This is a genomic window from Amedibacterium intestinale, from assembly GCF_010537335.1.
Classification (GTDB): domain Bacteria; phylum Bacillota_I; class Bacilli_A; order Erysipelotrichales; family Erysipelotrichaceae; genus Amedibacterium; species Amedibacterium intestinale.
Genome location: NZ_AP019711.1, coordinates 2,195,308 through 2,209,704, shown reverse-complemented (window position 1 = coordinate 2,209,704; position 14,397 = coordinate 2,195,308). Strand labels below are relative to the sequence as shown.

Annotated in this window: 16 protein-coding genes and 1 pseudogene; 6 read left to right on the top strand and 11 right to left on the bottom strand. The window is 33.7% G+C overall.

All coding sequences use genetic code 11. The annotated features are described in order from the left end of the window. Positions 1 to 276 precede the first annotated feature (276 nt). From A9CBEGH2_RS10995 to A9CBEGH2_RS10975, 5 genes are all read left to right on the top strand, one after another. Positions 277 to 837 carry a manganese efflux pump MntP gene (locus A9CBEGH2_RS10995; RefSeq protein WP_118276976.1) on the top strand — a complete coding sequence of 187 codons (561 nt, stop codon included), beginning with the start codon at positions 277 to 279 and terminating at the stop codon, positions 835 to 837. A gap of 83 nt (positions 838 to 920) precedes the next feature. Further along, positions 921 to 1,319, top strand: coding sequence for an HIT family protein (locus A9CBEGH2_RS10990; RefSeq protein WP_115715879.1), 399 nt, complete (start codon positions 921 to 923; stop codon positions 1,317 to 1,319). A gap of 46 nt (positions 1,320 to 1,365) precedes the next feature. Next, positions 1,366 to 2,634, top strand: coding sequence for a replication-associated recombination protein A (locus tag A9CBEGH2_RS10985; protein WP_163104793.1), 1,269 nt, complete (start codon positions 1,366 to 1,368; stop codon positions 2,632 to 2,634). A 188-nt stretch (positions 2,635 to 2,822) separates the two neighbouring features. Then, on the top strand, positions 2,823 to 3,071 hold the full coding sequence (locus A9CBEGH2_RS10980; RefSeq protein WP_163104791.1) for a hypothetical protein: 249 nt from the start codon (positions 2,823 to 2,825) through the stop codon (positions 3,069 to 3,071). 45 nt (positions 3,072 to 3,116) lie between these two features. Then, positions 3,117 to 4,052 (top strand): M28 family metallopeptidase, encoded by a 936-nt coding sequence (locus A9CBEGH2_RS10975; protein WP_163104789.1) that lies wholly within the window; start codon positions 3,117 to 3,119, stop codon positions 4,050 to 4,052. Positions 4,053 to 4,283: 231 nt separating this feature from the next. Here A9CBEGH2_RS10975 and A9CBEGH2_RS10970 read toward each other — a convergent pair whose 3' ends face one another. The 11 genes and pseudogenes from A9CBEGH2_RS10970 to A9CBEGH2_RS10920 all read right to left on the bottom strand — a co-directional run bounded on the left by A9CBEGH2_RS10970 (position 4,284) and on the right by A9CBEGH2_RS10920 (position 13,852). Further along, on the bottom strand, positions 4,284 to 4,820 hold the full coding sequence (locus A9CBEGH2_RS10970; RefSeq protein ID WP_118361522.1) for an HdeD family acid-resistance protein: 537 nt from the start codon (positions 4,818 to 4,820) through the stop codon (positions 4,284 to 4,286). 91 nt (positions 4,821 to 4,911) lie between these two features. Beyond that, the gene (locus A9CBEGH2_RS10965) at positions 4,912 to 5,352 is read right to left on the bottom strand and encodes a GNAT family N-acetyltransferase (protein WP_118276982.1); all 441 of its coding nucleotides are present in this window, start codon (positions 5,350 to 5,352) and stop codon (positions 4,912 to 4,914) included. Between the two features lie 84 nt (positions 5,353 to 5,436). Further along, positions 5,437 to 7,014, bottom strand: coding sequence for a 2,3-bisphosphoglycerate-independent phosphoglycerate mutase (gpmI, locus tag A9CBEGH2_RS10960; protein WP_118276983.1), 1,578 nt, complete (start codon positions 7,012 to 7,014; stop codon positions 5,437 to 5,439). A 213-nt stretch (positions 7,015 to 7,227) separates the two neighbouring features. After that, positions 7,228 to 7,845, bottom strand: a complete 618-nt coding sequence (locus A9CBEGH2_RS10955; protein WP_115715885.1) for an MntP/YtaF family protein — start codon at positions 7,843 to 7,845, stop codon at positions 7,228 to 7,230. A gap of 82 nt (positions 7,846 to 7,927) precedes the next feature. Then, entirely contained in the window at positions 7,928 to 9,562 is a 1,635-nt protein-coding gene (locus tag A9CBEGH2_RS10950) for a SulP family inorganic anion transporter (RefSeq protein ID WP_232057282.1), read from the bottom strand. Between the two features lie 108 nt (positions 9,563 to 9,670). Next, the gene (locus tag A9CBEGH2_RS10945; RefSeq protein WP_232057281.1) at positions 9,671 to 9,910 is read right to left on the bottom strand and encodes a hypothetical protein; all 240 of its coding nucleotides are present in this window, start codon (positions 9,908 to 9,910) and stop codon (positions 9,671 to 9,673) included. Positions 9,911 to 10,041: 131 nt separating this feature from the next. Further along, positions 10,042 to 10,185 (bottom strand): annotated as a pseudogene (locus tag A9CBEGH2_RS10940) (DUF933 domain-containing protein); the annotation flags it as partial. Between the two features lie 34 nt (positions 10,186 to 10,219). Beyond that, positions 10,220 to 10,759: a hypothetical protein gene (locus A9CBEGH2_RS10935; RefSeq protein WP_115715886.1), complete on the bottom strand. Its 540-nt coding sequence runs from the start codon at positions 10,757 to 10,759 to the stop codon at positions 10,220 to 10,222. Positions 10,760 to 10,762: 3 nt separating this feature from the next. Next, positions 10,763 to 11,926, bottom strand: a complete 1,164-nt coding sequence (locus tag A9CBEGH2_RS10930; RefSeq protein WP_115715887.1) for an AAA family ATPase — start codon at positions 11,924 to 11,926, stop codon at positions 10,763 to 10,765. 222 nt (positions 11,927 to 12,148) lie between these two features. Then, positions 12,149 to 13,252 carry a redox-regulated ATPase YchF gene (gene ychF, locus A9CBEGH2_RS10925; RefSeq protein WP_163104787.1) on the bottom strand — a complete coding sequence of 368 codons (1,104 nt, stop codon included), beginning with the start codon at positions 13,250 to 13,252 and terminating at the stop codon, positions 12,149 to 12,151. Between the two features lie 159 nt (positions 13,253 to 13,411). After that, a complete protein-coding gene (locus tag A9CBEGH2_RS10920; RefSeq protein WP_163104785.1) occupies positions 13,412 to 13,852 on the bottom strand; it encodes a globin domain-containing protein in 441 nt (146 codons plus the stop codon). Between the two features lie 143 nt (positions 13,853 to 13,995). Between A9CBEGH2_RS10920 and A9CBEGH2_RS10915 the strand changes: the two genes are divergently transcribed. Beyond that, entirely contained in the window at positions 13,996 to 14,391 is a 396-nt protein-coding gene (locus A9CBEGH2_RS10915) for an RrF2 family transcriptional regulator (protein ID WP_115715890.1), read from the top strand. Positions 14,392 to 14,397: the final 6 nt, after the last annotated feature.

The following is a 14,397-nucleotide window of genomic DNA, read 5'->3' as shown; positions in this document are numbered from 1 at the left end:
TCTAATATTTTATTACTCGCTTTTTATTTTTAGGCAAAAAATAAGCGCATAAGATTTGCAAACAATTACCTCTTTTCTTTTCAAAAGAACAAGGCACAAAATCTTTCTTTTATCCTATCTCTTTCTGACATCAAAAAAATGTAGGAATTGCTTTCCCTAATGATTTAGATTCTTATTTATTAACTGAAATTCCTTTATAAAACAAAATTGAAAATATGCTTATTTTCTGCTATGATTACCCACGTAATGTGGGTTTTATAGTATAGGAGGAAATTCATGAGTATCTTTTCCATATGTATGATTGGCATTGGTTTAAGCATGGATGCTTTTGCGGTAAGTATTGCGAAAGGCATGACCATAAAAAAACATCTTTTGCTTCGTTATGCTTTTATCCTTGCTTTCTTCTTTGGCTTTTTTCAGGCTTTGATGCCTTTGTTAGGATGGTGGGCAGGCAGTTATTTTCAGGAGTTAATTTCTGCATTTGATCACTGGATTGCTTTTTTGCTTCTTGGATTTATCGGTGTCCACATGTTGAAAGAGTCTTTATCCAATAAGGAAGAAGAAGTCGATGATTCTCTATCATTCAAAACAATTTTACTGCTGGCGATTGCGACAAGCATTGATGCTTTGGCTGTCGGTATCAGTTTTGCTTTTTTGAAGGTAGATATCCTGCAGGCAATCACAATGATTGGTATCATTACCTTTGTTCTTTCATTCCTTGCTGTTATCATCGGTAATCGTTTAGGTAATATGCTGGAAAAATATGCAGGTATCCTTGGCGGATGTATTTTGATTCTTATCGGATGTAAAATTTTGATTGAACATTTGTTTTTTTAAAGCGCATAGACGCTTTTTTTATTTTTCATTTATATTTAATCTGTAAACTGATATAATACCCTATAGAAAGAGGAGGCATGTATATGTGTATTTTCTGTGATATCATTGAAGGAAAGATTCCTTCCGCAACGATTTATGAGGATGATAAAGTAAAAGCTTTTCTGGATATCTCTCAAGTAACAAAAGGACATACGCTAGTTGTTCCTAAAAAGCATTTTGATAATTTTTTGGAGTGTGATGATGAAACCACTTCCCATGTAATGAAAGTCGCAAAGATGCTAGGAAATCACATTCTTAAAGAAACAGGGGCAAAGGGAATGAACATTCTTACCAACGTTCATGAAGTTGCTGGACAAAGTGTAATGCATTGCCATATTCATCTGATTCCACGTTACAGTGAACAAGATGCATTAAAACTTGAGTTTCAAGAATCTGAAAAACAAGATTTAGATGCATTATGTGCACAGCTGCAGTACAAATAAACGATTCCCATGAATCGTTTTTCTTTACAATAAAGGAAGTGAATGTATGAAAAAACCTTTGGCATTTCGCTTACGACCAAAAACATTAGATGAAGTCATTGGTCAAAGGCATCTGATTGGAGAAGGTTGTGTCTTAAGAAAATGCGTAGAAGCTAACCAATTGTTTTCCATGATTTTTTTTGGACCTCCAGGAACAGGAAAAACGACACTAGCTAGCGTCTTAGCAAATGAAATACAAATGCATTATCGTATGTTTAATGCAGTAACAGGCAATAAAAAAGAGCTGGAACAAATCTTTGCGGAGGCAAAGTTTTATCCAGGCATGGTTGTTATCGTAGATGAGGTGCATCGTTTAAATAAAGATAAACAGGATCTGCTTTTGCCTCATGTAGAAGATGGAAGTATTACCTTAATTGGCGCAACAACATCCAATCCTTTGCATGCCATTAATCCTGCAATACGCTCTCGCTGTCATTTATTTGAAGTCAAGGCACTTACACAAGAAGATATTGAACAAGCTTTGCAAAATGCGATTCATCATCCAGATGGTTTAAACGACCGTGTTACGATTGAAGAAGAAGCATTACATATTATCGCAAGACACAGCAATGGCGATATTCGCTATGCTTTAAATATCTTAGAAATCTGTGCGGTAGCTAGTGAGGGCTGTATCACAAAAGAAATCGTTGGACAATTCTCCTCCATTCCCAATACAGGCATGGATAGTGATGAAGATGGACATTATAATACCTTAAGTGCTTTTCAAAAATCAATACGCGGGAGTGATGTTGATGCAGCCCTATATTATCTTGGTTTATTAATAGAAGCAAATGATATGGACAGTATTGAAAGAAGATTGTTAGTCATTGCCTATGAAGATATTGGACTAGGAAATCCTGGCGCATGTGCTCGCTGTGTACAGGCAATTGATGCTGCCAAGCGTGTAGGCTTTCCAGAAGGAAGAATACCTTTGGCATTGGCTGTCATTGATTTGTGTTTATCCCCAAAATCAAAAAGCGCAGAATATGCGATTGATGCCGCCATGCAATCGATTCGCTATGCCTCCTACAGCATCCCAGAGTATCTTCGCTATACTCCAGTAAATATGAAAGAAGAAGATAAATATGACTATGGAAGAAATGATTTATGGAATAAAATACAATATCTGCCTGATAAATTAAAAGATGAACACTTTTATGAGCCTATGTTAACCTCTTCTTATGAAAAAACATTGGCACAAAACTTAGAAAAACTAAGAAAAATCCCAAGAACCAAAAATCTTGCACAGCTGAAAAGAAACTATCCGATAAAATAAAGAGTCAAATCCCACTTGACTCTTTATTTTCTTATCAAAACCTGTAAATAAAGTCTTATATATTGTTGCATGAAAATCAGTTTGAATCTTTTTAAAAGAATTCATACTGAGGTAGACAGTATTTATAAAAAAGGATATTCTATAGTTAGAAAGGTTACATTCTTTGATTCAGAAAGGAGAGGAAGAATATGCAGCTTTTATTTTTGTTAGCTTTTATTTCTTTATCATGGGCAATTTCTTTTCTTATAGACAAATATTTTTCTAAGAAGAATGTGAAAAATGAAAAAATCATTCGATATGGAATTGCTGTTCTTTTATTGATCATTTATACAGTTATTCTCATTTTCTTAAACAGTGATAATATAAATCATATACCGAGTATTCTATTTACTATAGTCATAATTAGCTTCTTTTCTTTAAAACCCAAGCACAAATAGATTCATTATTTTTGATAAAATTCAATATCATAAAGGAGCTAGCCTATGAATGAAGTCAGTCAACAAATTTTAAAACATTATCAAATTAGAAAAACGAAAAAACAAAAACTTGATTTTCGACATTTTATAATTTCTGAATTATCAAAAAAAGGATATGATCCAAAAGAAGAAAAAATTAAATCAAGTACAAACATAATGATTGGTGACATGGATAAAGCAGACATTATTTATACTGCTCACTACGACACCTGTGCAATGCTGCCATTCCCAAATATGATCATACCAAACAGCTTCATTGGTTTTATCTTATCTCAATTTTTCATTGTCTTTGCATTATTTTTTACTACTTCTCTTTTATATGGATTGCTATATTTCTTATTATTGCTAGTTAATATCGATGTTAAAGATTTGTCTTATTCTTTATTTTATATTTCCTTGCTGCTAGTTACCTGCTGGGCATATTTTGGAAAAGCAAATACGCATACAGCAAATGATAATACCAGCGGAGTCATTACGATCATAGAAGCAGCATGCAATATGCCGGAAGAGTTTAGAGATCGTGTATGTTTTATCTTGTTTGACAATGAAGAGAAAGGACTTCTAGGGTCAAAGGCATTAGCAAAAAAATATAAAAATATAAAACAGAATAAACTTGTTATTAATTTCGATTGTGTATCCGATGGTGATTATCTATATTTCTTCCCTACCAAAACAATGAAAAAGGACGAGAACATGAAAAAGCTACTACAAGATTCTTTCTTAACACAAAAGAATAAGCATGTAGTAGTGAATAAAAACTTTGGATTTTATCCATCGGATAACTTAAGTTTTAAGAAAGCATACGGTGTATGTTCTCTAAAAAAAGGGTTCTTCTATTATATGAATCGAATACATACTCCAAGAGATACGATGTTTGATAAAGAAAATATTGAGATTTTATCAAATGGAATATGTAGACTTACCGAATATTATAAAAAATAGTTCTATATTTACAAGCTTTAGAACAAATCAAAACATAAAATTTATATTATTCTAATTAAATTTCGTATATTTTTCTCTTTATTTTCATATATCAATCTCCTATGCGCAAAGTAATCATGCCACAAATGACTAGTAATACGCAAAGTAATTTTATATTAAAAACATAATATTACGCAAAGTAGTTACGAAACATGTTCCATTAACCCTCTATCCTACCTCTTAACTATATAATTAGAAATTATTCTTTCTAACCATATTGCTTCGTACAATATCACTAATACCATCAACAAGAAGAAAAATACCAAATACACGAATCACTAAGGTAGCTGCAGAGAAAGGATAAGAAGCTAAAATAATACCTAGTACCAAAGGCAAGCCAGCAGATAACAAAGCTGACCATCTTACCTCACTTCCCCAATCCCACATTTCTTTTATCAAAGGAATCTTTACAAAACCATCCACAATCAACAAAGATCCTGTCACAAAAGGCAGAAATGATAAGATAACTTCCGGTTTAAAAAAGCCAATTGCGCTTAAAATAAACAATAATATTGCTGCGATTAAATTACCAGTTCCACCCATTTCAAATTTTCTGGCTCTTGTATATTTCCACAAATGTAAAAGTCCAAACAAAAGGACAACTGTCGCAAATCCTCTTGTAAAGATGATTCCACTGACTTCTGGATATATCGTTAACAAGATTCCAAAAACAACCATACAAACTGCAATTCCTATTGATGATAATCTGATTTCATAATATTTTTCCATATGCTTTCTCCTAACTACATATATGTTTTTTATCTTTATAAGTATATATCCTTATTATAAACATCATTCCCCTTAGAAAACCATTTAACAATTATTTATTTAAATACTTTATATAGTGCTTTAAATCACGTTTGTTTTCATAACCATTTTCTACCATTAAGCGATATAAAGATTCTCTTTGTACATCGGCAGCCATACGAATTCCCCTATATCCATTTTTCATAGCTAAATTTTCAAATGCTGTTAATAATGCATTAGAAATCTCTTTGCGATGATCGATTTCTTCTTGAATTACAAAGACGATAATAGACATCAAGCTATCTGCATAAAGTGTGTTATAGGGACAGCCATGTACATACCCAATTACTTTGTTTTCCTGCTCTGCAACAAGTAAAATATCACTTCCTGCATCTAATACATTTTGAATTCTTTCTTTTACTTTTTCTTCTTCAGACACATATCCCAATCGTTTATTTAAAACATAAATATCCTTTGCATCCTGTGGACAAATTCTTCGAATCTTGTAATTCATAACTTTCCCCTCTTTCTACCTATAGTATACCACTTTCAAAAAAACGGTACAGACTTTATGCTGCACCGTTTCCTTCTTTATGTTTTATTTTTTAATAATGGATTCGTTCCAGTGTTCGTTTGGTTCGATTTCCAGTAAATCAGCTACTGTAGCTGCCACATTTGATAATCCTAAGTTATCATCCTGTTTCAACTCAACATCAGCACCATATACGATAAATGGAACTTTGTTTAATGTATGAGAAGTTTTTGCTTTTAATGGAGCATCTTCTTTTTTCTTCTTTTCATACATTTCATCTGCATTTCCATGATCTGCAGTTACTAATAAAATACCATTTACTTCATCAACTGCTTTTTTCACACGAGCCAGCTGCAAGTCTACAGATTCTACACCAATGACTGTAGCTTCAAAGTTTCCAGTGTGTCCAACCATATCTCCATTTGGATAGTTTGTACGCAAGAAATCATAGTTTCCAGATTTGATTGCTTCTACAAGTTTATCTGTGATTTCTGCAGCTTTCATCCATGGACGCTGTTCAAATGGAACTACATCCGATTTAATTTCTTCGTAAGTTTCTAAGTTTTCATCAACTTTTTCACTGCGGTTACCATTCCAGAAATAGGTAACGTGTCCATATTTCTGTGTTTCAGAAATTGCATATTCACGAATACCGTGTTTGCATAATTCTTCAGTTAATGTGTATTGAATTTTTGGAGGATATGTCAAGAAGTTATGAGGGATGTTTAAGTCTGCATCATACTGCAGCATTCCTGCATACATTACATTTGGAACTCTTACACGATCAAATTTATCGAAAGATGCATCTGTATCAAATGCTAAAGAGATTTCCTGTGCACGATCCCCTCTGAAGTTAAACAATACAACACTGTCTCCATCTTCAATGGTTCCTACTGGTTTTTCATTTGCAGTAATAACAAATCCTGGAAGATCCTGGTCTACAACACCTGTTTCTGCACGATATGTTTCGATTGCTTCTCTTGCACTTGTGAAGGTTCTACCTTCTCCTAATACATGTGTATGCCATCCTTTTTCTACCATACCCCAGTTTGCTTCATAGCGGTCCATTGTAATTGTCATACGACCACCACCACTGGCAATACATGCATGGAAGTTGTCATCATTTAATCCAGCCATGAATGCTTCAATATCATCAACATAAGTCAATGCGCTTGTTTCTGGAACATCACGTCCATCTAACAATGCATGTACACGAACTTCTTTTACACCATCTTCTTTTGCCTGTGCAATCAATGCTTTTAAGTGATTGATGTGAGAGTGTACATTTCCATCAGACAACAATCCAATAAAGTGCATTTTCCCATTTTCACAGTTTTTAACAAGCTGTGCCCATGTTTCTGTTTTAAAAATTTCTTTTGAATCAATATTTTCATTTACAAGTTTTGCACCCTGAGAATAAATCTGACCACATCCAAGTGCGTTATGTCCAACTTCACTGTTTCCCATATCGCCATCACTTGGAAGACCTACTGCCAATCCATGTGCTTTGATCTCTGTGTGAGGGTAATTTTCCCATAATTCATCTAATGTTGGTTTATATGCTTTTTTTACAGCGTTACCGAATTCAGAAGCGTTGATTCCGATACCATCCATAACAACCAATACAACTGGTCTTTTGCTCATATCAAATTCCTCCTGTTTTTCTCTATTTTACCTATATAATATAACACTTTGTGAGAAAATAGGCAATTAAAAAGAAGCCAGGGAAATCGTGTTCTTCCAGCAAATGATCGTCTCAATATAAACATGCTTCAAAGTATTTCTATCTCTTTTCTCTTTATTTAAAAAATACGTCAACGATTCTACTCATTGACGTATCTTCTCAAAACTCACATCTTATACGATTCTTGTAAATGCCAGTATAAGAAAAACGATGCCGCTAATCCATGAAAGATTCCATCTTTCTATCTTTCCCCATACATTGCCTATTTTTATACCTGCCAAAAGTACACTTCCTCCAATCATAAAACTGCATAACAATAAAGAACATGGATGATCTATCCCACCTGCACAAGCAATTCCACTTACTAAAGAATCCAGCGATAAAGCAATCGCCAAATACAATCCTTCTTTTACAGATAAACGCTTGTTAAAGTCCATATCTGCTTTCGTTTCATCCATGTAAATATCAAGTACAAAAGAAAAACCGCTGCACGCAAAGGTAAGCTGCCGTTTACTTCTGTTTTTAAAAGCTGTTTTCAACATGCCTTTGCAGAAAGAACTGATACCAAGAAAGAAGAACAATCCAAAACTTATCCAGGAACAAATCCACACAGGAATAAAAGAAGTTATCCACTGTGCAAAAAAGAAAGAAATACCAAGACAGGTAGTTCCTACTGCACTAACAAGAAATGCTATCCAAACCGATATGCGAATATTTCTTGCTCCATAGGCAATCGAGGCAAGGAATCCATCCATGCTTAACGCAATTACCAGTAATAAGGAATGAAACATATATATCCCCTCACAATAAAATATGTACATTCTTCTTTTATGACACAAAACTGCAGGCTTTTTATCACCTGCAGTCTTATAATTATTTCTCTTTTCGATACAATTCATCCAGAAAAGTTAATGCATTTATCGCATCCCAAACAATATTATCAAAAGCATCCAGCAATTCATATCGTTCCATACGCGTTAATACATTTCGACTAACTCCGCACAAGATAACATACACATGATGTTCATGACAATATTGTGCAATTTCCTTTAATTCCTGCAACCCGCTGTCATCAATGGTAGGAACCCCTCGCATAGAAAATATCAACGCATTCACACCTTCATCGACCTGCTCCTGCAATGCTTTTTTTACTCTTCCCTGCGTTGCGAAAAACATTGGTCCAGAAAGATAAACCATTTTTGTTTTCGTATGTGAACAGCTTAATTCTCGATCCAATCGCTTTAAGTCAATATCCTCAATGGAGATTTCCAAATCTGCATTATTGACAACAAACAATAAGCAGGAGAATAAAAGCCCGATTAAAATCGCAATCGTTAAATCAAATACGATGGTCGCAATCATCGTAACAGAAAACTGAATCATATTTGTTTTCAGTTTCTTCTTCCACATTTCATGAATTTCTGCCCACTCATTCATTCTCCATGCAGTCATCATAAGCACACCTGCTAAGGCCGCCATAGGGATTTTTGACATATAAGGTCCTAAAAGAAACATCGATGCCAGTAATACAAGAGAATGTACGATGGATACTACACGTGTCTGTCCTCCAGCTTTAATCGCAACACTTGTACGTGCAATTGCTGCAGTCGCTGGTACACCACCAAAAAACGGTAAAATCGTATTTCCGATCCCCTGTGCAAAAAGTTCTCTGTCTGCACGAAGCGGCTCATGTTTCATCTTTCCTGCACTCGCTCCGCAAAGCAAAGACTCGATCATCCCCAAAGCCGCAATACTGATAGCCGGAAACACTAAGTTTCGCATCTGATCCCATGGTATCTGTGATGGTATTAAACGTACTTCTGGAAATAAAGTAGAAGGAATTTCTCCCACTTCTGCTACTTCAAACGGCAAACATACATGAATGATCAATGCCAGCAAAATTGCCGCCAAAGATGAAGGAAAGACACTTTGCCATTTCTTTGGCCAAATGATCATAACCCCAATCACCAGCAAACCAAAAAATACAGTTTGCCAATGTATCGGAAATCCCAATGTTCCATAAGAAGCTATTTTTTCTATTAAATTGCTTCCTTTTGAAACAGTTCCAAAAAAGTTGTCAATCTGTCCACCCGCAATAATCACAGCAATCCCGCTTGTAAAACCAGTCACAACACTTGCCGGAATAAAAGAAACGATTTTTCCTACTTTAAATGCTGATGCAAGAAGCAGTAAAATACCCGATAGAAAAGAAGCAAAGAAAACCCCTTGCAATCCATACTGTACAGACAATCCTATTAAAATCGCACTCATTGCCCCAGTAGGTCCAGAAATTTGATAGGACCCCCCAGATAATCCACCTATTACTATACCTGCAACAATAGCAGTAATCATACCTGCTGCCGCATCCGCACCAGAACTAACACCAAACGCCAGCGCCAAAGGCAAAGCAACTGCCGCAACAGTTAGTCCTGCCAATACATCTTTCATTAGTTTTTGAGCATTATACCCATAAAACTCTCTTTTTAAATCTTCAATATACCCCTTCAAAACCTTATCCTCCTAAAACGCCTTTTTATTATAAACAGTTTTTTGGTATTGGAAAAGGTTAAATAAAAAAATAATGCCAGCTTTTTTAACCAGCACTATTTCTTCTAATTAACAATACGTTGGTAGCCCATGACCATTTCCCCAATGTGCATCTGCTTCTTCTTCCGTTAAAAAGACAGATAATCCTATTTCTGAACTATCAATAACATATTGTCCCTCACACCCTCCAAAAGAATCAATACGAAATGTAAATCCAGTTCCATTCGCTTTTTGTTCTATATCTATGACATGTCCCTGATCAACACGACTTCCTACAAGATAATATACCAATTGTCCTTCTTTCAACATGATCATACTTCCTTTCTTTATCTACGTAAAGAATATGCAAAATCCAGGTATTCGTCAATTTATATGCAACGTAGCTGTCTCTTTTCTCTCTCAACAAAAAAAGCAAGAAACATCCTGCTTTTCATGAAATATTAAACATTAAAACGGAAATGAAGTACATCTCCATCCTGTACTTCATAATCTTTTCCTTCCAAGCGAAGTTTTCCAGCTTCTTTTACTGCCTGTTCACTTCCTAATTCATCAATATCTGTATATTTAAAACATTCTGCGTGAATACAATCTTATCTAATTTCACATAATAAAAATCCACTAATCGATACGTTTATTTTCCTCTTTTAATAAATCCCGCAAAGAATATTCACTCTTTTGTATATGTGAGATACGAGAATAAGCATTAATTGCAGATATTAACATTTTTGGATCTTTAAAATAGGAATATACAAAATCATAACTTTTTAAATCTTTCATTTTTAGATTTTCTTTACAAAACTTGCTAGGTTTTTTATTCGATTTCTTAAATTCGCTATACTTCCCTTCATTCAAAATAATCAACATCTCAATTTCTGGTGCTGTAATTATATTAATCACATTGATTTTATGTTTATATGCTTTACTGATTTTGAAATTTTCATTTCTCGAATCCAATATCCGTATAATCGAAATTTTATCTTTGAAATTTTTTCGTAGATAAGATGCCTCAAAATGTGAAACACTTCGTATTCTGAGTGGTTTTTCTTCTATCAATTCTTCTTTTTTAAAAATCAAGCAGTCATAATCCAGTAATACATTCATAATTGCCTGTTCTGCAGCTCCCTCACAAAGAACTGCTTTATAACTTTCTAGCACCATAAATTACATTTCCTTTGAAGAAATATAGTTGAACATATATTTCTTCATATGCATATAGGCTTCATACTCCGGTGTTGTTTGGGCGATCATACCAGACTGATATACATCACTTTTTTTAATGTCATTTCTATCTAAAAGTTTTGATAAATTTGTAACACAGAGTCCCTCTTTGTTTTCAGTAATATAAATACTGTCATTTCGATTATACTCATCTAAAAGTTCTGGATAATGCGTCGTATAAACTAGCACTGCTCCTTTTTTATTAAAGTTTTTGTCCATGAATAAACGAACGATGGTAGAAACAATTTCTTTATTAAAGTGGTTCTCCAATTCATCAATTAGAAGATATCCCCCTTTTGTAAGGATATTTCTAGCATGTACAAATGTCATAACCCCTTTTATCGTTCCACTTGATAAATAAAATTCCAGTTCTGTGACAGAATTCAATAGAATTTCTTCTTTATGTTTAAACTTCAAATGAATAAGAGTCTTATTCCCAGACTGTTCAAAATATAAACGTTCAACGGTTGGATCTAAAAATGTAATGATTTCAGATGGGATATCTTTGACAGAAGATAATGTATGAATATTGGTATAGGATAAAAAATTAGAGATTGTAATATTCTCTTTATTCTTTTTATTATGTGCAATCATCATACTAACATCTTCCATCAGATATATTTCATTTCCACTACGAATTTGAATTGGTTCTATATTTTGGAAATCTGTCAGCATTTTTTTTGAAGATACACTTTTTTGGGGCTTCTTCCAAAGCTTCTCATCAACTATTTTACAAAGAACATCATTATTGTCTGAAATTTCTGTTTTTATTACAGATTTTAAACAATAAATATCACCTTGATTTGAATAAAAATATATATTCATCGTAACTTTTTCTGATTCTCGCAAAACATATTTTTCTTTTAAATGATTGATAGGTTCATTATTTAAAAGATGCAGTGCTAAAGAAAGCACTTGTAAAATCGTTGTTTTCCCTGAAGCATTTTTTCCAATAAATACAGTTGCGCAATTTAGATATATATTAGAAAAAAGAGGGTACATAGTTTCTTTATCTTCTATAGATATATTTTGAGTTCCATAAAACATAATGTCCAAATCGTCTTTAAACAAGGAAAGTCCGCTAACTTGCAGGCGAAGAAGTTTCATATAAACACTCCCTCCATAAAAAAACGTAAAATTCGTTTTTTTCTTTTATATATTATATTATAGTCAACAAAATAAAAGAAATCCACACAAAATCCGTTTTTTTTTACTTTATCAAATGGTTTTTCTTTTTAAATCGCATTAGTAAAGTATTACAAGCAACTTTACTTTTTAAATGTTATCTCTAACAAAAAAAGCAAGAAACATCCTGCTTTTCATAAAATATTAAACATTAAAACGGAAGTGCAGTACATCTCCATCCTGTACTTCATAATCTTTTCCTTCCAAGCGAAGTTTTCCAGCTTCTTTTACTGCCTGTTCACTTCCTAATTCATCAATGTCTGTATATTTAAAACATTCTGCGCGAATAAAACCTTTTTCAAAGTCTGTATGAATAATTCCTGCACATTGTGGTGCCAACATCCCTTTACGGAATGTCCATGCACGACACTCCTGCACACCAGCTGTAAAATATGTACATAAATCTAAGATTTTATAAGCCGCTTTGATCACTTTATCAAGCCCGCTTTCCGGAATACCCAGCTCCTGTAAAAATTCCAGTTTTTCTTCTTTATCTAAACCTGATAATTCTTCTTCTATTTTTGCACATACAGGAACAACCTGATTGTTTTCTGTTTCCGCAAATTCTTTTACTTTTAGATAATAGGGATTGCTATTAGGATCTGCAATCTCCATATCTGACATATTCGCAATGTAAATCATTGGTTTTAAAGTTAATAAAGAAAATGCCTTCATCAAAAATAATTCATCTTTATCTAAATCAACACTTCTGGCAGGTTTTCCTGCTTCCAAAGCTTCCTGCACTTTTTTAAGTACCGCAACCTCTGCCATTGCTTCTTTATCTTTATTCGTCATTGCTTTACGTTCGATTTTTGATAAGCGATTTTCTACTGTCTGTAAATCTGCCATGATAAGTTCCAGATTAATAATTTCAATATCACGAATAGGATCTACATTTCCTTCTACATGCGTAATATCCGCATCATCAAAACAGCGAACAACATGACAAATCGCATCTGTTAGACGAATGTTGCTTAAAAACTGGTTTCCTAAACCTTCTCCTTTGCTGGCACCTTTCACAAGTCCAGCGATATCCGTAAATTCAAATGTTGTATAAATTGTTTTCTTTGTCTGGCAAATTTCACTCAATCGATCCAAACGTGCATCTGGCACTTCTACAACCCCAACGTTTGGCTGTATCGTTGCGAATGGATAATTGGCAGCTTCTACCTGACTCTTTGTAATTGCGTTAAATAACGTGGATTTTCCTACATTTGGCAATCCAACAATTCCTGCAGTTAATGGCATACTATCCTTCCTCTCAGCTCTATCATTCTATCTTTTTTTACGTTTATATGCAAGTAAATATAAAGAAATATGCAATATCCTTCTTTATATCCCCTATAAAAAAGAAGGCTCTTTTTCAAGAACCTAATCTTCATATAACATTAACAACAAATTCTTTCTCTATTTTACACGAGATGTATAAATTTCTTTTTCTTTCTCAATGAATACTTGCGCAATAACCTCATACGCTTTTGCCCAGGCATCTAGCACTTCATCACTTGCCCCATCTTTTAAAACTTCTTTAATTGCCCCTAAAAGATGTTTTCCTACAATTGGATAATGTTCTTCTTTTACACCGCAATCACAATGCTTAACTGCAATTTTTTCAACAGCAGGAAGAAGGTTTGTTAAAGAATCAATATTTTGTGCTGCTGCCAATACAGTCATAGCCAATGCTTTGGGCTGTGCTCCATTTTCCTGACGTCCCATATCAAACATAGGAACGACTTCTGGATTTTGTTCAAACATATTTTTATAAAATGTTTTTGTTATTTCTAAACCGTGCTCTTTTAAAGCTGGTACTGTACTTTTAATAATCTCAATTGTTTTGTTATCTAACATAAATTTTACCTCTCTTTTTTGATTACGTGGCTATTATAATAGAACTAATTAAATTGTGCAATTGAAATGCACCTTTTTGTTTTTCCTTGCCTTTTAAAAATTGATAAGCTATACTATCTGCAAAGAATGAATGAGGTATTTTTATGCAGCTATCAAAATTTAGTGATTATAGTTTTAGAGCTCTTATCCAATTGGCATCCTATCCAGAAGATCGCTGGACCGTAGATTCCCTGGCAAAAGAATTACATACATCAATACATCATATGAAAAAAGTAATCTATCTTTTATCAAAAGAAAACTATGTCCTTGCCCGTCAGGGTAGAAATGGCGGATTGCGATTAGGAATGAAACCAGAAGACATTAATCTAGGTACTTTATTAGAACTTACGGAGGATACTTTATCTATAGTGGAATGTTTTCATAAAGATACTACATGTCCACTTGCCTCTAAAAACTGTAAAATGAAAAAAATCGCATATGAAGCATCGAAGGAATTTAAAAATGTATTTCATCAGTACACACTAAAGGATTTACTATAAAAAAGT